At 73.2% G+C, this 18,831-nt stretch carries 8 protein-coding genes; 1 reads left to right on the forward strand and 7 read right to left on the reverse strand.

Annotation, left to right across the window (positions count from 1 at the left end):
* Positions 1–17 precede the first annotated feature (17 nt).
* Entirely contained in the window at positions 18–5,039 is a 5,022-nt protein-coding gene (locus HYQ63_RS40855; RefSeq protein WP_179939089.1) for a type I polyketide synthase, read from the forward strand.
* Between the two features lie 93 nt (positions 5,040–5,132).
* Here the strand turns inward: HYQ63_RS40855 and HYQ63_RS40860 are convergent, their stop codons facing one another.
* The 7 genes from HYQ63_RS40860 to HYQ63_RS40890 form a co-directional block, all read right to left on the reverse strand.
* Positions 5,133–5,999 (reverse strand): alpha/beta fold hydrolase, encoded by an 867-nt coding sequence (locus HYQ63_RS40860; protein WP_179939090.1) that lies wholly within the window; start codon positions 5,997–5,999, stop codon positions 5,133–5,135.
* 162 nt (positions 6,000–6,161) lie between these two features.
* Positions 6,162–6,572, reverse strand: a complete 411-nt coding sequence (locus HYQ63_RS40865; protein WP_257232481.1) for an acyl carrier protein — start codon at positions 6,570–6,572, stop codon at positions 6,162–6,164.
* The gene (locus HYQ63_RS40870) at positions 6,569–10,561 is read right to left on the reverse strand and encodes a type I polyketide synthase (RefSeq protein WP_179939091.1); all 3,993 of its coding nucleotides are present in this window, start codon (positions 10,559–10,561) and stop codon (positions 6,569–6,571) included. The genes HYQ63_RS40865 and HYQ63_RS40870 overlap by 4 nt, the downstream gene beginning before the upstream one ends.
* Positions 10,558–11,988, reverse strand: a complete 1,431-nt coding sequence (locus HYQ63_RS40875; protein ID WP_179939092.1) for an NAD(P)/FAD-dependent oxidoreductase — start codon at positions 11,986–11,988, stop codon at positions 10,558–10,560. The genes HYQ63_RS40870 and HYQ63_RS40875 overlap by 4 nt, the downstream gene beginning before the upstream one ends.
* Before the next feature lie 25 nt (positions 11,989–12,013).
* The gene (locus HYQ63_RS40880; RefSeq protein WP_179939093.1) at positions 12,014–12,481 is read right to left on the reverse strand and encodes a nuclear transport factor 2 family protein; all 468 of its coding nucleotides are present in this window, start codon (positions 12,479–12,481) and stop codon (positions 12,014–12,016) included.
* A gap of 50 nt (positions 12,482–12,531) precedes the next feature.
* The gene (locus HYQ63_RS40885) at positions 12,532–12,969 is read right to left on the reverse strand and encodes a nuclear transport factor 2 family protein (RefSeq protein ID WP_179939094.1); all 438 of its coding nucleotides are present in this window, start codon (positions 12,967–12,969) and stop codon (positions 12,532–12,534) included.
* Positions 12,962–18,763, reverse strand: a complete 5,802-nt coding sequence (locus HYQ63_RS40890; RefSeq protein WP_179939095.1) for a type I polyketide synthase — start codon at positions 18,761–18,763, stop codon at positions 12,962–12,964. Before HYQ63_RS40890 ends, HYQ63_RS40885 begins: the two co-directional genes overlap by 8 nt.
* Between the last annotated feature and the right edge of the window lie 68 nt (positions 18,764–18,831).

The raw sequence follows: 18,831 nt of genomic DNA on the forward strand, positions 1-18,831 counted from the left end.
AGCGTGAGTGAGGACTGATGTCGGGTACGGAAGAGAAGCTCCGCCAATACCTGAAGCGGGTCACGGTGGATCTGGGGCAGGCCCGTCAGCGCGTACGGGACCTGGAGGAGCGGTCCCAGGAACCGGTGGCCGTGGTGAGCATGGCCTGCCGCTACCCCGGCGGGGTGGGCTCGCCCGAGGAGTTATGGGAGCTGGTGTCCTCGGGCGGGGACGGAATCGAGGAGTTCCCCACCGACCGCGGCTGGGACCTGGAGGGCCTGTACCACCCGGATCCCGACCACCCCGGCACCAGCTATGTCCGGCACGGTGGATTCCTGCGCGAGGCCGACCGCTTCGATGCCGAGTTCTTCGGCATCAGCCCGCGCGAGGCGCTGGCGATGGATCCGCAGCAGCGGCTGCTGCTGGAAGTGTCCTGGGAACTGCTGGAACGGGCGGGCATCGACCCCGCGTCGCTGAAGGGCAGCCCGACCGGTGTGTACGCCGGGGTGTCCAGCCAGGACTACCTGTCCCGGATGCCCCGGGTCCCCGAGGGCTTCGAGGGGTACGCCACCACCGGCAGCCTCACCAGCGTGGTGTCCGGCCGGGTGGCGTACACCTTCGGGCTCGAAGGTCCGGCCGTGACGGTGGACACCGCGTGTTCGTCGTCCCTGGTGGCGATGCACCTGGCCTGCCAGGCGCTGCGCCAGGGGGAATGCGAACTGGCGCTCGCGGGCGGGGTCACCGCGCTCACGACCCCGACCGCGTTCGCCGAATTCTCCCGGCAGCGCGGGCTGGCTCCGGACGGGCGCTGCAAGTCCTTCGCCGCGGCCGCCGACGGCACCGGCTTCTCCGAGGGCGTCGGGCTGGTACTGCTGGAGCGGCTGTCGGACGCACGCCGCCACGGTCACCGGGTCCTGGCGGTGATCCGGGGTTCGGCCGTCAACCAGGACGGCGCCAGCAACGGCCTGACCGCGCCCAATGACGTGTCGCAGGAGCGGGTGATCCGGCACGCGCTGACCAACGCCCGGCTCGCCGCCGACCAGGTGGACGCGGTGGAGGCACACGGCACGGGGACCTCCCTCGGTGACCCGATCGAGGCGCACGCGCTGTTGGCCACGTACGGCCGGGACCGGCCGGACGACCGGCCCCTGTGGCTGGGCTCCCTCAAGTCGAACATCGGTCACGCCCAGGCCGCGGCGGGCGTGGCCGGAGTGATCAAGATGGTGATGGCTCTCCGGAAGGAGACGCTGCCGGTCACGCTGCACATCGACGAGCCAACGCCGCACGTGGACTGGGAGGGCGGGGGCGTACGGCTGCTGACCGCACCCGTGGCATGGCCGACGGGCGACCGTCCGCGCCGCGCGGGAGTGTCCTCCTTCGGCATCAGCGGCACCAATGCCCATCTGATCCTGGAGCAGGCGCCCGAGCCGCCCGAGAGCGCAGAGCCACCTGAGAACGCAGAGCCGTCCGAGGCCGCCGAGGCCACTGCGGAGAACGCAGAGAACGCACCGGGCGCGACCGCCGACGTCATCGCGTGGGTGCTCTCCGCCCGCAGCCAACGCGCCCTGCGGGGACAGGCGGCGGCGCTGGCGGCACGGGTGGCGGAGGACCCGCTGCTACCCGTGGCCGATGTGGGCTGGTCGCTCGTCACCACACGGTCGCTGTTCGACCACCGCGCCGTGGTCCTCGGCGAGGACCGGGGCGCGCTGCTGGCGGCCGTCGAGGCACTGGCCGCCGGGGAAGCGCACCCGGGCGTCGTCCACCCCGGTGTCGCCGCCGCGGCGGGCGAGCCGGGGCCGGTGCTGGTGTTTCCGGGACAGGGCTCGCAGTGGGCGGGCATGGGGGCCGGGCTGCTCGACGCCTCACCGGTGTTCGCGGCGCGCGTGGCGGAGTGTGAGCGGGCGCTGTCGCCGTACGTGGACTGGTCGCTCACCGACGTCCTGCGCGGCGCGGAGGGCGCGGCCGAGACGAGCCGGGTGGATGTGGTGCAGCCCGTGCTCTGGGCCGTGATGGTCTCCCTGGCGGCGGTCTGGGCCGGACACGGGGTCACGCCCGCCGCGGTCGTCGGCCACAGCCAGGGCGAGATCGCGGCGGCCGTGGTGGCGGGGGCGCTGTCCCTGGAGGACGGCGCCAAGGTCGTGGCGCTGCGCAGCCGGGCGCTGCGCAGGCTGGCGGGCGGCGGGGCGATGGCGTCCCTCGGGCTGGGCCGGGAGCAGGCGGGCAAGCTGCTGGCCGGGCTCGGCGACCGGGCCGCCGAGGTCGGGGTGGCGGCCGTCAACGGCCCTTCCTCCACCGTGATTTCGGGGCCTCCGGCACAGGTGGCCGACGCGGTGGCCGCCTGCCGGGAAATGGGCGGGCGGGCGCGCCTGATCGACGTGGACTACGCCTCGCACGGCCCGCAGATCGACGAGATCACCGGGGAACTGACCGAGGTTCTGGCCGGAATCCGGCCGAGCGCGTCGAAGGTGGCGTTCTACTCCACGGTCACCGGCGGACGGATCGACACCACCACCCTGGACAGCGGCTACTGGGTGACGAACCTGCGGGAGCCCGTACGGTTCGCCGACGCCGTCGAGGCGCTGCTGACCGATGGCCACCGGGCGTTCATCGAGAGCAGTACCCACCCCGTGCTGACCGTCGGCATGCAGGAGACGTTCGAGTACACGGGCGTCGAGGCCGTCACGGTGCCCACGCTGCGCCGTGACCACGGTGGCACGGCGCAGCTGATCCAGTCCCTCGCCCAGGCGTTCACCGCCGGGGTCGGCGTGGACTGGACCACCTTCCATCCGACAGGACCGGCGGCCCCGCGCGCCGTCGACCTGCCCACGTACGCCTTCCAGCGGGAGCGGTACTGGCTGCCCGACTCGGTGCCGTCCGGCGTGGCACCGAGGGCGGACGAGGACGAGGAGCGGTTCTGGGCCGCGGTCGACGGTGAGGATCTGCGGGCGCTCTCCGACACGCTGCGGCTCCCCGACGGCCATGGCGCGCTGTCCTCATGGGGCACGGTGCTGCCGGTGCTCTCCGCGTGGCGGCGCGAGCGGCGTGAGCGATCCGCCGTGGACTCCTGGCGCTACCGGATCCAGTGGCAGCCCCTCACCGACAACAGTCCGGAGGACGGCGCGCACACCTGGCTCGTCGTCCGCCCGGCCGACGGCGCGCACGACTGGGTGAGCGCCTGCGTCCGGGCGCTCGGCGCGGGCGGCGGACAGGTGGACGAGCTGACCGTCGCCGAGGACACCGACCGGGCGCGGCTCACGAAGCTGCTGCACGAGCGGTACGCCGATGCGACGCCACCGGCCGGTGTCCTGTCCCTGCTGGCGCTCGACACGTCCGCACAGCCCCGGCCCCATGGCGTGGCCACCGGCCTGACCGGCACGCTCACCCTGCTCCAGGCGCTGGTGGACGGAGGCGTCACGGCGCCCCTGTGGTGCGCCACCCGCGGGGCGGTGTCCGTCGGCGACACCGATCCGGTGGCCGTGCCGTCACAGGCCCAGCTCTGGGGGCTCGGCCGGGTCGCCGCGCTCGAACACCCCACCCTGTGGGGCGGATTGCTCGACCTCCCGCCCAGTCCCGACGCGGTGGACCCGGACCGGCTGCGTGCCGTGCTCACCGGGGCGTCCGGCGAGGACCAGGTGGCGCTGCGCGCCTCGGGGGCGTACGGGCGACGGCTGGCCCCCGCCCCGGTCGGCGGCGTTGCGCCCCCGCGGACCTGGACGCCGCACGGCGCCGTGCTCATCACCGGCGACACCACCGGCCCCGCGGCCCACATCGCCCGATGGGCGGCCGACAATGGTGCGAAGCGCGTCATACTGCTGGGCCATCAGGACGGAGACGAAAACGCCGCGCTGAAGGCCGAGCTGGACGCGCTCGGTGCCGAGCTGATGATCGTGGACTGCGCGCCCGGCGACCGGGCGGGTGTCCTCCGTACCGTCGAACGGCTGGTGTCGGAGGGCGGACGGATCGGGACGGTCGTCCACACCGCGACCTCCGGTGCGCTGGCACCGCTGACGGAGCTGACCCCCGAGCGGCTGGCCGATGAGATCTCCGCTCAACTCGCCTGCACCGAAGCGGACGTTGAGGCGGCGTGCGGTCTCGGGCCCGAGGACACCGTCATCTACTGCTCCACCGTCGCGACGGCATGGGGCAGCAAGGACCACGGCTCGTACGCCGCCGCAACCGCCCACCTTGACGCGCTCGCGCAACGCCGACGGGCCGAGGGCCGGGCCACGGTCTCGATCGCCTGGGGGCTCTGGGACCTGTCGGACGGCGGCGATACGCCCCAGCCACTGGCCCCGCACACCGAGCGTTCCCGGCGGCAGGGACTGTCGCCCCTGGATCCACGGTGGGCGCTGAACGCGCTGCGGCAGGTGCTCGACCACGATGATCCGCAGCTGACGATCGCCGATGTCGCCTGGGAACGCTTCGCGCCGCTGTTCACCCTCGCCCGGACGAGCAGGCTGTTCGACACGGTGCCGGAAGCCCGCCACGCCATCGAGGCCGCACAGGAGCCCGCCGCAGGGGAGAACGATCCGGACGGCGCCGCGGCGCTGCGCGAGGAGCTGGCCGCGCTGGACGAGGCCGAACGGACCGGACGGCTGCTCGCCCTGGTACGCGGCCATGTGGCCGCCGTACTGCACTATCCGGCGCCGGAGGCGGTCGACCCGGGCAGGCCGTTCAAGGAGCTGGGCTTCGACTCGATCGCGGCGGTCGAGCTCAGGAACCGGCTGCGAACGGCCACCGGGCTGAGCCTGCCGACGACGGTGGTCTTCGACTATCCGACACCGGAAACACTGGCGGGCTGTCTGCTGGCCCAGCTCGCTCCGGAGGAGTCCGCCACCGCCCACCCGGGGCTCGGACACCTCGACGCGCTGGAGGCGGCGCTGGCCGGAATGGCGGCCGAAGACCCGCGGCGCACCGGACTGGTGAACCGTCTCCAGGGCCTCCTGTGGAAGTACACCGCCACCGAGGACGAGGAGGGGGAACCGGCGGACGAGCAGGATCTCGCCGCCGCCACCGCAGACGAGGTGTTCGCCCTCATCGACCGCGAGCTGGGGACCTGAGCGGCCGGGCCCGGACCCGTTCGCAAAGGAACCGGTTTCGCCAAGAACCCCCCGTACGGGATGCCGTACGGGGGGTTCGCCGTGTGCCGCCGGTCATCGAAGGGCACGGACCTGCCGGACGGTACGGGCCAGGTCGAGCAGATCCTCCGCCACCCGCCGCGGGTGCTGGGCGTGCAGATCGTGCTCCGAGTCCAGGTATTCGCGCATGGCCGCACCGCGCAGCGTGGCCGTGGTGGCCTCGATGCGGGAGCGGATGCGGTCCGCCCACTGCGGGTCCGCGCCCCTGGGGATGGCGGGCATCAGCAGGGTGGGCACCGAGATGGCCGGGTACCAGGGGCTCGGCGGCTCGTCCCAGATGCTGCGCAGCATCGACGTGTGCTGTTCGAGGGTCATACGCCGGGACAGCGAACCGTCCGGATTCTCCCGCATGGTGGCCACGGCCGCTTCGATCGCCGCCGGCGACCAGTCGGGGTGGATGTCCCGGAAGTAGTCGCTCACGCTCTGCACGGTGGCGCCGTCCAGCGCGGGCGGACGCAGCGCGCCCGCGAACGCCTCCCACGAGGGGAAGGCCTTGGCGGGTTCGAGCCAGCCGCCGTCGACCAGGGCCAGCCCCGCCACCAGTTCGGGATGCTCGGCGGTCAGCCGCACCGATACGTTGCCGCCGTAGGAGTGCCCGGCCACCACCACCTCGGACAGCCCGAGGGCGGCGCAGGCCGCCACCAGGTCCGCGACGGCGGTCGGTGTGTCGTACCCCTTCTCCGGGGTGTCGGACTCGCCGTGGCCGCGCAGATCGGCCGCGTACACCGAATGGCCCGCGGCGGCCAGGTGGTCGGCGACCTCGTCCCACATCCGGGCGTTCGAGGCCATGCCATGGACCAGGAGGAAGACGGGGGATGCGGTTCCAGGCCGGTGTCGGAAATGCAATTTCACATCGTCGGTTACGGGCACGGAAAGATCCATAGAGGAATTTTAGCCCGATATCCGCGAGCGCTTCGATATTTGCGGCGGCCAAGTGCCCCCGCATTAGCGGCGCTTAAGAATGCGAGAGATGAGAGAGAAACGCCGACGCCGGGCGGGAGGGGGCTCATCCCCTCCCGCCCGGCGTCGGCGTATCGCGGCGCGCTATGCCGTGGCGCCGTCCCCGCTGTTGACCGCCGCGTACGCCTCGGCGAGATAGTGGCCGAGCCGGGCGGGGGTGGGATATTCGAGAATGGCGACGAGGGGAATTTCCACGTCGGTGAGCGTCATCAGCTTGCGGGTGAGTTCGAGCGCGGTCAGCGAGGTGAGCCCGTTTTCGAGGAAATTGCTGTCGTCGTCGATCGGGGTGGGGGAGAGGATGTCGGCGAGTTGCGTCCGTACGGTCTCCCGCAGGATATCCTCGCGCTCTTCCGCCGTGGCGATGGCCAGCGCCTGGTGCAGGGCCGCACCGTCGAGATGGGCCTCGCTCTGTTCCGTGTGCATCGCGGATCCGTTCGGTTGGGGGTCGGAGGAATCGCCGGGGGTGTTGCCATTGACCGCGGTGAATGCGTTCATCGTTTCTCCCGCCTGGTGTGTGCTTCGTCGATGTCCGCGATGACCACGGACACCGCGTCCTCCACGACCGCCTGCCGCAGCAGGGCGGCCGCCGATCGCGGGGAGAGTGCGGACGTTCCCGGGCTCCGTGGCCGCTCGACGGCGCCGGTGGCCGTGTCGACGCCGTCGACGGCGCCCCAGCACACCGAGGTCGCCGGGACGCCCCGCGCCCGGCAATCCTGCGCGAGCGCATGCAGGTAGGCATGGGCCGGAGCCTGGTTGCCCAGCCCCGGGCCGGGCAGCACACCCACGGCCGAGGAGCTGAGCACAAAGGCCGACAGGTCGCTCTTCAGGCTGAGGGCGCACAGGTTCCGCGCCCCCGCCACCGCCGCATGCCATGTGCGCTCGATGTGCGCGGTGTCCAGTGGGCCGGCCTCATGGAGCGGCGGCACCGCGAGATGCAGTACCGCCGTCAGCGGCGCGTCGGCCGGAAGACCGGCCACGGCGGCGGCGAGCGCGTCCGGATCGGCCGGGTCGACGGTGGCGACGGACACCTGTGGGCCCGAGGCGGCCAGTTCGGCGAGCAGATCGTCGTCCGGGGCCGTGGTGTCGAGGAGGAGCAGCCGGTCCGCGCCCGCCCCCGCCACCCACCGGGCGGTGTGCGCGCCCAGGGCGGTGGCCGCTCCTGTGATCAGCACCGTGCCGTGCGCCGTCCAGCCACCCGGCACGGTGCCGTGTGCCGGGTGGCCCCCCGCGGTGGCGTGCCCGGGTACGTCCCGCACCAGGCGGGGCGTGAAGCAGCAGTCGGCGCGTACGGCCACTTCGCCCTCGCCGTGGAGGCCCGCCAGGACACCCGCCAGCCGCCGCCCGGCCCGCGCGTCGAACCGGTCCGGCAGATCGACCGACCCGCCCCAGCACCGCGGGTGTTCCACCGCGAGGGCTCGGCCCAGGCCCCAGAGCTGGGCCTGCTCCGGGCGGAGCACCGGATCCCCGCGACCGACACCGACCGCGCCGCGGGTGGCCACCCACACCGGGGCCTCGATCCCGGCCCGCTCCACCGCCTCGACCAGCGAGATGGTCGTGGCGAGCGCCGGGCTCCGGCCGTCGTCGGCCGGAGGCCGGGTCTCGTCCAGGGTCGACAGCTCCACGGCCGACAGCGAGAGCACACCGGCGACGAACCGCCCGGTGGCGGCGTCGGATATCCGTTCGGCGAGGGCGCGGGTCGACGGCCCCTCCGGACCGAGTTCGACGACGTCGGCGCCGTGTTCGCGCAGCGCGGCGACAACGGCGTCGGCGGGCGGGCCGCCTGCCGACGCGACCAGCCAGGTGCCGGACAGCCTCGGTGCCACCACCTCGGTCATGGCCTGCCAGGCGATCCGGTGGCGCCACTGCCGCTGCCGCCGCCAGGCGGCCAGCGAGGGCAGGATCTCCCGCAGCAGGCCGTGCCGCTCCGCGGGGACGTCGAGGGTCCGGGTGAGAGCCGCCACGTCCGCGTGCTCCACGGCGTCCCAGAACTCGGTGTCCACCCATGTCTCGGTCACCGGCGCCGCATCCGTCTTCTGGTCGTCCAGCCAGAACCGCTGCCGTTGGAAGGCGTAGGTGGGCAGCGGGACGGTACGCGGTGGTGCGGCGCCGTCGAAGAGGGCGCGCCAGTCGACCGCAGCGTCCGTGGTGTGCAGCCGCGCCAGCGCGTACGTCAGCTCGCGCACCTCGGACCGCTCGGCCCCGCCACCGAACGGCGACAGCACCAGCTGCGCCGCCCCGTCCGCCTGGCCACACCAGGACCCCAGGTGCCAGACCACACCGGCCTCGCCGAGGTTCGGCGCTTCGCGGCGCGGCTCGGCCGTGTCGCGGTCACACCAGTAGCCGGGCGTGGTGATCCGCTCGTCCACGGGCAGTCCGGTGAGGCCGTCCAGGACCGGGACCGCCGGGCGGCGGAGGGACACCGTGCCGATGGCCCGGGGGAGTTCACCGGGTCCGGCCGAGACGAGGCGGCAGGCGTCGGAGAGGCCGAGGACACCGGCGACATGCGCGGCGGCGATCTCACCCGCGAAAGGACCGCCTGCCGCACCGGCCACCGCATCGGGCCGTACCCCGGCCGCGTCCAGCAGCCGGACCAGCGCGATGTGCAGCGCGAACAGCCCGGTTTCCGAGTCCGGCGGCGGACGTTCCCCCGCCACCCCCAGCAGCGCGCACACCTCGTCGAAGGCGGCGGCGAACCTCGGGAAGCGGTCGTACAGTTCGCGGCCCGCCCCGCCGGCGAAGCCTTCCACGGCGTCGAAGCCGCCGAACAGGAACACCGTCCCGCACGGCGCGGCCGCCGCCCCGCCGCTACGGACCGAACCCGGCCCGACCACGGCCGGATGCGGCTCACCGGCCGCCAGCGCCTCCAGCCCCGCCCGCAGCTCGTCCGGCCCCTCGCCGACCACGACGGCCCGGTGGTCGAACACCGACCGCGTCGTGACCAGCGACCACCCCACATCGCGCGGTGACACACCTGCATCCCGGCCCGCATGGGCGGCCAGAGCCCGCGCCTGGCCCCGTAACGCCGCCGCGCCACGCGCGGACAGCACCCAGGGCACCACTCCGGCGTGCGGCACATCGCCACCGTCGGAAACGGGTGAGGGCGCCTGCTCCAGAATCAGATGGGCATTGGTGCCGCTCGCGCTGAAGGAGGACACCCCGGCGCGCCGCGGGCATTCGTCGCGCACCGGCCACGCCGTACGCTCCGTCAGCAGCCGCACCGCGCCCCTGCGCCAGTCCACCAGCCGGGTGGGCCGGTCGATGTGCAGGGAGCGCGGCAGCACCCCGTGCCGCAGGGCCATCACCATCTTGACGACACCGGCCAGCCCGGCGGCGGCCTGGGTGTGCCCGATGTTCGACTTCACCGACCCCAGCAGCAGGGGCCGGTCGGACGGCCGCTCCTGACCGTAGGTGGCCAGCAGCGCCTGCACCTCGATGGAATCGCCGAACGCGGTACCGGTGCCGTGCGCCTCCACCGCGTCCACATCAGCCGCCGCCAGCCCGGCGTTCGCCAGCGCGTCCCGGATCAACTGCTGCTGGGCCGGGCCGTTCGGCGCCGCCATCCCCGTACTGGCGCCGTCCTGGTTGATCGCCGAACCGCGGAGCACCGCCAGCACCTGGTGGCCGTGGCGCCGCGCGTCGGACAGCCGCTCCAGCAGCACCAGACCGGCGCCCTCCCCGTACACCATGCCGTCGGCCGCGTCCGCGAAGGACTTGCACCGCGCGTCGGGAGCGAGCTGCTGCTGACCGGAGGCCACCTGGAACACGCTCGGCGAGTACATCAGGGCCGCCCCGCCCGCCAACGCCAGGTCACACTCCCGCTGACGCAGGGACCGCGCGGCCAGATGCATCGCCACCAGCGACGACGAACACGCCGTGTCCAGGGTGACGGCCGCGCCCCGCAACCCCAGGGTGAAGGCGATCCGGCCCGACGCCACGCTTCCGGCGCTGCCGTTCCCCACGTGTGCCAGCAGGTCTTCCGGGATCTCGCTCAGCCGTGCGGCGTAGTCGTGGTACATCACGCCCGTGTACACGCCGGTGGAGCTGCCGCGCAGCGTCTGCGGATCGATGCCCGCGCTCTCCGTCGCCTCCCAGGCCAGCTCCAGCAGCATCCGCTGCTGCGGTTCGATGGCCGCGGCCTCACGGCGGCCGATGTCGAAGAACTCCGCGTCGAACGCGCCCGCGTCGTAGAGGAAGCCGCCCGCGCGGAGGTACGAGGTGCCGTGGTGGCCCGGGCCGGGATGGTGGAGCCGCTCCAGATCCCATCCGCGGTCGGTGGGAAGGCCGGAGATGGCGTCCCGTTCACCGGCCACCAGATCCCACAGCTGCTCCGGTGTGCGGACGCCGCCGGGAAAGCGGCAGGCCATGCCGACGAGCGCGATCGGATCCCCCCGCTCCGACCGCAGGTCCCGCAGCTGCTGCCGGGCGTCGTGCAGCTCGGCCGTGGTCCACTTGAGGTAGTCGACGAGTTTTTCCTCGTTCGTCATGACAGTCGCCCGGCCACCGTGCTGCGCGGATTCAGATCCACCAGGGCGAGTTCTTCGGGGCGCAGCGGCGGCGCGGTGAGTTCCGGCAGCGGCCGGTCCTGCTGCATCAGCGACAGGAAGCGGCTGGATGCCAGCTCTGACTGCGGGGCGGTCAGGCTGATCACATCGGTCACCACGTCGCACACCGCGGAGGCGCGGATCGCCCGGTCGGAGATGAGGTCGGAGAAGCGCTGCCGCGCCACCACCCCACCGGTCAGCCGCGGATCCGTCACATCCGTACGGCAGTTGACGTACTCGACGTCCTTGGACGCGGCCATGATCCACGGGTCGTCCACCACGGCGCTGACCGCCTGCTGCATCCGCCGGGTCCGCACCGGGTCGTACCCGGAGCGCCCCAGCTCCGCGTCGAGCGCGGCGGCACTGCGCGCGGCGGCGCTCATCCCGTGGCCGTAGATCGGGTTGAACGCGGCCAGCGCGTCCCCGAGGACGAGCAGCCCCTCCGGCCAGGTGTCCAGCCGTTCCGGATACAGCCGGCGGTTGGCGCCGACACGGGACACCGCCACCGACGTCAGCGGCTCGGCCAGGGTGATGAGGTCGGCGACGAGCGGATGGCGCAGCGTCTGCGCGTACGGCAGGAAGTCGTCGTCGTGCGTGGGCAGCCCGGCGCCACGGGTGCAGGACAGGGTCACCATCCAGGTGCCGTCCTCCTGCGGATAGACCACCCCGAAGCGGCCGGGCTCGCGCACCCGGTGGTCGGCGGCCACGTTGACGGCGGGGAATCCGGCGGTGGCGCCCGGCGGCGCCCGGAACACCCGGGTGGCGTACGCGATGCCCGCGTCGACGATGTCCTCCTCGACCGGCGGCAGTTCCAGCGACGACAGCCAGTGCCGCAGCCGGGAGCCGCGCCCCGAGGCGTCGACCACGAGATCCGCTTCCAGGGTTTCGAGGGCCCCGGTGTCCATGTCCCGCACCCGCACCCCGGCGACCCGCTTGCCGTCCCCGGCCAGGTCGAGGATCTCGGCGCGGGACCGTACGGAGACCCGCCCGGCCGCCAGGATCTGGTCGCGGACGATCCAGTCCAGGAACGGCCGGGTGCACATGATGGCGTACTGCCGCGGCGGAAAGCGATGCTGCCAGCCGTGCGAGGTCAGCGTCACCAGGTCCTCGTGGAACCCGACCCGGCGGGCGCCCGCGCCGAGCAACCGGTCGATCGTGCCCGGCAGCAGCGCGTCGACGATACGGGCGCCACTCGACCACAGCACATGGACGTGGCGCGCCTGGGGCGAGCCCTTGCGGTGGCGGGGCCCGTCCGGCAGCACATCGCGCTCCACGACGGTCACGCTCTCCAGATGGCGGGCGAGCACATGGGCGGCCAACATCCCCGCCCAGCCGCCGCCGAGGACAATTCCGCGCTTCGGTTCGGTCATGGTTCTGCTCTCGTCCCTTCACCACTTACATCGGACTGGGGCTGCCCTTGGCCTGGACCATCCGAGCGAGGTTCTGGGTGACGGCCATGAAGTGTGCGACGCCGGTGAGTTCGGGGCCATCACCCACTTTGGTGTCCGTGATGCCCCAGAACGCCTGGGCGTGATGGACCAGACCGTCATCACCGAGCTCAATGACACCGATGATGCTGAAGGTCAGTTTCGTCGGCGCGTAGACCGTGACCGTGGTCGGCACCGCCGCCCGCCGGCCGTCCATCGAGGTGACCGGGCGGCCCGGGGTCTCGTGCACCCGGCATTCGATGGACCACGCGATGTGTTCGCGGAGCGCCTCCTTGCCGATCAGCGGCGGCGCCCCGACCGGGTCCTCGAAGACGATGTCATCCGAGAACAGCGCGAGTACGTCCTCCACATCACCGGCATTCATGCGCCGGGCGTACTCCACCGCCATCTTCTTGAGGGTCGCCTCATCGGCCATGAACGCCTCCTGTGCGCTTCCGCGGTCGCGGGTCCTCGGGTCGCGGGTCGTCACGTCGGGATGCCAATGTCGGACCTCCCCCAGAACTTCTGGAACTCCTGAATGAGGCCACCTGCCCCCGCGCGCATCATCAGCACGTAGTCCCAGGTGATGCGGGCGTCCTCGGGAGTGGCGGGCGCCGTCAGCCAGCCGCGGTCGGCGAACCCCGGCCCCTTCGGGAGGTAGCCCATGGTGGCGGTGACGGGCACCAGCACATGCACACCGTCCTGGCCCGCCACCGGCTCGCCGGGGACCTCGGCGATCCCCGCCGCGGCCAGCTCCTCGAAATGTGTCCGCAGCGCGTCCCGCCCGCTCCGCTGACCCGAGCCGACCGGGTCCTCGAAGGTGACGTCGTCCGCGTACAGCTCCAGCAGCCCGTCCACGTCTGCGGCATTCAGCCGACGGCTGTGCTCGAGGATGAGCTTCTTCCGGCTTCGTTCGTCAATCAACGTGTGCTCCCATGTGCTCTCCGTCGCTCTCCGCGCAACTGCTGTCACCGCGGCCAAGGTCCTGGTCGATGAACTGGAAGATCTCGTCGGTGCTGGCGTCCTGGATGCGGCCGCTCACCGCGGCGCTCTCCGCGGCGCCCTCCGCCGGGGCCGGGCCGCCGTGCAGGGCGTCCAGCTTCGACAGCGTGCTCCGCAGACGTGTGCGCAGCGCGTCCCAGGCCGTCTCGTCCCGGGCGACGGCGAGCAGCGTGCCCTCCATCCGCTCCAGCTCGCCCAGCGCGGGGGTGAGCGGATCCACGTCCCCGGGCGCCAACTCGGTGTGCAGATGCGCGGCGAGGGCGGCCGGGTTGGGCTGGTCGAAGATGAGCGTGGTGGCCAGCCGCAGCCCGGTGACGGCGGTCAGCCTGTTCCGCAGCTCGATCGCGGTCAGCGAGTCGAAGCCCAGGTCCAGAAAGCCGCGTTCGGCCGGAATCCGGCCGGGGTCGGAGTGGCCGAGCGCGGCCGCGGCGTGCGTGAGCACCAGATTGAGCAGCACCCGGTGCTGCTCCTCCCGGGGAAGCACGGCAAGGTGGTCGGCCCAGTCGGTGTGCGCGCGGCCGGTGGCGGCGGTGCGCCGCGCCGGACCGCCACCGGTGAGCGCCCGCAGCGGGGCGGGCAGGGTGAGCGCGGGCTGCCCGGCCAGCGCCCGTACGTCCAGGTCGATGGCGACGAGATGCGGCGCGCCGTGCCGGACGGCGGCGTCCAGCAGCCCCAGCGCCCGCTCACCGGACATCGCCCCGATGCCCGAACGCGCCATCCGGGCCCGGTCCGCCTCGTCCAGGTGCCCGGTCATGCCACTGGCGTCGGCCCACAGGCCCCAGGCCACCGACACTCCCGGCAGGCCCAGGGCGCGACGGTGGGCGGCCAGGGCATCGCAGAACGCATTCGACGCGGCGTAGTTGGACTGCCCCGACGAACCCAGGGTGGCCGCCGTCGAGGAGAACATCACGAACAGGGCCAGCGGCAGCTCCGCCGTCGCCGTGTGCAGATGTGCCGCGGCCGTGGCCTTCGGGTCCCAGACCCGGGCCAGCAGCTCCGGCGTCTGGGAGGTGAGAACGGCGTCGTCCAGCACCCCGGCGGCGTGGACGACACCGGTCAGCGGGTGCGCCGGGTCGACCCCGGCGACCAGGTCCGCCACCTCCGCCGGATCGGTGACATCCGTGGCGGAGATCCGTACCTGTGCGCCCAACTCGCCCAGGCGCTCGACCAGTTCGGGGGCGCCGGTGGCGTCCGGGCCGCGTCGGCTGACGAGCAGCAGATGCTTGACACCCCAGGTGCGCACCAGGTGTTCGGCCACCAGGCGGCCCAGCGTGCCCGTCCCGCCGGTGATCAGCACGGTGCCGTCCGGGTCGAGGACCGCACCGGCACCGGGTGTTCCGGCGGTGTCCGCCGGGGCCGCGCCACCGGCTCCGGCCCGCCCCAGCCGGGGCACCAGGACGCGTCCCGTACGCACCGCCACCTGCGGTTCATGCACATCCACCGCGCGGACGACCGCCTCCGCGGCGATGCCGCTATCGGCACCGGGATCGAGGTCGAGCCCTGGATCGAGGTCGAGCAGAACGAACCGTTCGGGGTTCTCCGACTGGGCGCTGCGGATCAGTCCCCACGCCCCGGCCCCGACCGGATCCACGGTGCTCTCACCGGAACCGGCCGTGGCCACCGCGCCGCGCGTGACCACCACCAGCCGGGCGTCGGCCAGCGCGGCCCGCCCCAGCCACCCCTGCACCAGCCCCAGCAGCCCGTCCACCGCCCGCAACCCCTCGCGGGCATCGGCGACGTCCCCGGACGCATGGCAGGACGTCAGCACGACCGAAGGAGCGGGCGCACCGGCGTCGATCGCCGCGACCAGCGCCTCCAGATCCGGGAAGCACACGACGCCCTCGTCCGTGCCGTCCTTCTCGCCGCCCTCCGCCACCGAGACCGCCAGGCCCAGCGGATCCTCGCCCAGCACCACCCATCCGCCGTCACCCACCACCGACCGCGCCGGTGGCGCGGTGGCAGACTCCGGCAGCGGGGACCAGCCCAGAGTGAACAGCCCGTCCACCCCGCGCCCGGCCGCGGCCGCCCGCAACCCGTCCGCACCGGCCGGGCGAGTGACCAGCGAGTCCACCGTCAGCACCGGTGCACCCACCGCGTCGGCCACCGTCATCCGCAGCGCCTGCCGCTCCTCGTCGCGGGCCAGCCGCACCCGCACACTGGTCGCCTCGGAGGCCCACAAGGACACGCCGTTCCACGCGAACGGCAGCCGCACCCGGTCGTCGTCCTCCTGCCCCTCTGGCCGGTCCATGAGCAGCGACGGATGCAGCGCCGCGTCCAGGAGGGCCGGGTGGATCCCGAACCCGCTACGGTCGCCGGCGGCATCGGGCAGGATCACCTCGGCGAGGACGTCCGCGCCGTGCCGCCAGGCGGCGGTCAGGCCCTGGAACGCCGGTCCGTACCCGTAACCGGCCGCCCTCACCTGCTCGTAGAACCCCTCGACGTCCAGCGGCTCCGCACCCACCGGAGGCCAGGCGCCACCCAGCCCCTCCGCCTGCCCGGGGGTGTCGGCGGGCGGGGCCAGCACACCCCTGGCGTGGCACACCCACTCCCCGTCCACGCCGAGACCCCCGGTGTCCTCGGGGCACGTGTACACCGCCACGTCACGCCGCCCGTCCTCCGCCGCGGCCCCCACCACCACCTGCACCCGCAACCCACCGGACGGGGGCAGCACCAGCGGCCGCTGTAGCGCCAGCTCCTCCACACCGCCGCAGCCCACCTCGTCGGCCGCCCGCAGTGCCCATTCCACCAGCACCGCACCCGGTGCCAGCACCGCGCCCGCCACCACGTGCTCACCGAGCCACGGGTGGGTCCGCGCCGACAGCCGACCCGTCAGCAGACGCGTGGTGCCGTCGGCCAACTCCACCGCCGCACCCAACAGCGGATGGCCCGCGGACACCAGCCCGAGACCGGCCGGATCGCCACCGGGCCCGGATGCGCCGTCGATCCAGTAGCGCTCGCGCTGGAAGGCGTACGTCGGCAGGTCGATGACGCGGGGCGCCGGATCGGCCGGGAACCAACGGGACCAGTCGACATCGACGCCCGCGGTGAACGCCTGGGCCACCGACCGCGCCAGCTGCGCCGTCCCGCCGTGGTCGCGGCGCAGCGTGGGCACCGTGACGGCCCCGACGCCCGCTTCCTCGAACGTTTCCTGCATGCCGACGGTGAGTACGGGGTGGGTGCTGGCCTCGATGAACACGCGGTGGCCGTCGTCCAGCAGGGCCCGTACGGCATCGGCGAAGCGCACCTGCTCGCGCAGGTTCGTCACCCAGTACGCGGTGTCCAGCTCGGCGGTGTCCAACCGGCCACCGGTGACGGCAGAGTAGAACGCCACCCCGGAGCGCGCCGGTTTGACCCCGGCGAGGACATCGGTCAGTTCGTCGGCGATCTCGTCGACCTGGGGGCCGTGGGAGGCGTAGTCGACGTCGATGAGCCGGGCTCGGCCGCCCGCGTCCTGGCATGCCGTCACCGCATCCGCCACGCGCTCGGGTGGCCCGGACACCACCACGGATCCGGGCCCGTTGACGGCGGCCACGCCCACGCCCTCGGCGCGCTCGCCCAGACCGGACAGGAAGCGCTCGGCCTGGTCCTGGCCCATGCCGAGGGACGCCATCGCGCCGCCGCCCGCGAGTTTGCGCAGTGCCTGGCTGCGGAGCGCGACGATTCGGGCGCCTTCGTCCAGCGACAGCGCACCGGCCACCACGGCCGCGGCAATCTCTCCCTGACTGTGTCCGACCACGGCGGCCGGGACCACGCCGTACTCGCCCCACACCGCGGCCAGTGACACCATGACGGCCCACAGCACTGGCTGTACGACGTCGACGCGGCCGAGGTCGGCGGCGTCGGGGTGGCCGCGCAGGACGTCGGTGAGGGACCAGTCCACGTAGGGGGTCAGGGCGTGTTCGCACTCGGCGACGCGGGCGGCGAACACCGGTGAGCTGTCCAGCAGCGCGGCGCCCATTCCGGCCCACTGCGAACCCTGCCCCGGGAACACCAGCACCGGGCCCGTGCCACCCGCGCCGAGGCCACCCGCGGCCGCCGGGCCGCCGGGCTCGACCACCCCGGGATGCGTGTCCCCGGCGGCCAGCGCCATGAGCCCCGCCGTCAGCTCGTCGCGGTCCTCGCCCACGACCACCGCGCGGTGGTCGAACACCGACCGGGTACGGATGAGCGACCAGCCCACCTCGGCGGGCGATACGTCCGCGTCGGCGGCCACCCGCTCGGCCAGCGCCCGCGCCTGACCCCGCAACGCCGCGGCGCTGTGTCCCGACACCACCCACGGCACGACGCCGACGTCATCGGTGTCCGACCGCGCGACGGGCCGCTCCGCTTCCTTCGGCGCCTCCTCCAGGATCAGATGGGCGTTGGTGCCGCTGATTCCGAAGGAGGACACACCCGCGCGGCGCGGACGGTCGTCCGCCGCCCAGACGACCTGTTCGGTCAGCAGCCGCACATCACCGGCGGTCCAGTCCACATGCGGGGTCGGTTCGTCGATGTGCAGCGAGGCGGGCAGCAGCTCGTGCCGCATCGCCATCACCATCTTGATGACACTGGCCACCCCGGCGGCGGCCTGGGTGTGTCCGAGGTTCGACTTGATGGAGCCGAGCCACAGCGGCCGCCCGTCCGGCCGGTCCTGCCCGTACGTGGCCAGCAGCGCCTGCGCCTCGATCGGGTCGCCCAGCGTCGTACCGGTGCCGTGTGCCTCGACCGCGTCCACCTCGCGGGGCGCCAGCCGGGCGTTGGCGAGCGCCTGCCGGATCACCCGCTGCTGCGAGGGCCCGTTCGGCGCGGTCAGGCCATTGCTCGCCCCGTCCTGGTTGACCGCCGAGCCACGGATCACCGCCAGCACCCGGTGACCGTTGCGCCGCGCGTCCGACAGCCGCTCCAGCAGCACCAGCCCGACACCCTCGGAGAAGCCGGTGCCGTCCGCGGCCGCCGCGAACGCCTTGCACCGCCCGTCCGGCGAGAGCGCACGCTGACGGGAGAACTCGGTGAAGCCACCCGGTGTCGCCATCACCGTCACCCCGCCCGCCAGGGCGAGGGTGCATTCGCCCTGCCGCAGCGCCTGCGCCGCCATGTGCGTCGCCACCAGCGATGACGAACACGCCGTGTCCACCGTCACCGCGGGCCCCTCCAGCCCGAAGGAGTACGACACCCGGCCCGACACCACGCTGCCGAGGTTCCCGGTGGCGACATAGCCCGCCGCGTCGCTGGTCGTCTGCCCGATGAGCGACAGATAGTGGTACGAGTCCACCCCCGCGAACACCCCGGTGTCGCTCCCGCTCAGCGCGTCCCTGCCGAGACCGGCGCGCTCGAACGCCTCCCACGCCGTCTCCAGCAGCAGTCGCTGCTGCGGGTCCATCGCCGCGGCCTCGCGCGGGCTGATCCCGAAGAAGTCGGCGTCGAAATCGGCCACATCGCGGAGGAAGCCACCCTCCCGGGCGCTGCTCGTCCCGGCGCGCTCGGGGTCCGGGTCGTAGAGGCCGTCCAGGTCCCAGCCGCGGTCCTCGGGAAAGGACGAGATGACGTCCGCCCCCTCGCTCACCACCCGCCACAGGTCCTCCGGAGAGGCCACGTCACCGGGGAAGTGGCAGGCCATCCCGATGATGGCGATGGGCTCCCGGGCGCGCTCATCGGCCTCGCGCAACTGCCGTTTGGCCAGGCGCAGATCGGCGGTCGCCCGCTTCAGGTAGCTGCGGAGCTTCTCGTCGTCCGTCATGTCACATCAACCCGATCGTCACGGCCGTCTGGATTCATCGGAAGGCATTCGTCGGAAGGCATTCGTCG

The sequence above is a fragment of the Streptomyces sp. Rer75 genome (assembly GCF_013414305.1).
In the GTDB taxonomy this organism is placed as follows: domain Bacteria; phylum Actinomycetota; class Actinomycetes; order Streptomycetales; family Streptomycetaceae; genus Streptomyces; species Streptomyces himastatinicus.

Bases quoted from the DNA above. Each gene is read 5' to 3' on its own strand.
- HYQ63_RS40855 (WP_179939089.1), top strand. From the start codon at position 18: ATGTCGGGTACGGAAGAGAAGCTCCGCCAATACCTGAAGCGGGTCACG.
- HYQ63_RS40860 (WP_179939090.1), bottom strand. From the start codon at position 5,999: ATGGATCTTTCCGTGCCCGTAACCGACGATGTGAAATTGCATTTCCGA.
- HYQ63_RS40865 (WP_257232481.1), bottom strand. From the start codon at position 6,572: ATGAACGCATTCACCGCGGTCAATGGCAACACCCCCGGCGATTCCTCC.
- HYQ63_RS40870 (WP_179939091.1), bottom strand. From the start codon at position 10,561: ATGACGAACGAGGAAAAACTCGTCGACTACCTCAAGTGGACCACGGCC.
- HYQ63_RS40875 (WP_179939092.1), bottom strand. From the start codon at position 11,988: ATGACCGAACCGAAGCGCGGAATTGTCCTCGGCGGCGGCTGGGCGGGG.
- HYQ63_RS40880 (WP_179939093.1), bottom strand. From the start codon at position 12,481: ATGGCCGATGAGGCGACCCTCAAGAAGATGGCGGTGGAGTACGCCCGG.
- HYQ63_RS40890 (WP_179939095.1), bottom strand. From the start codon at position 18,763: ATGACGGACGACGAGAAGCTCCGCAGCTACCTGAAGCGGGCGACCGCC.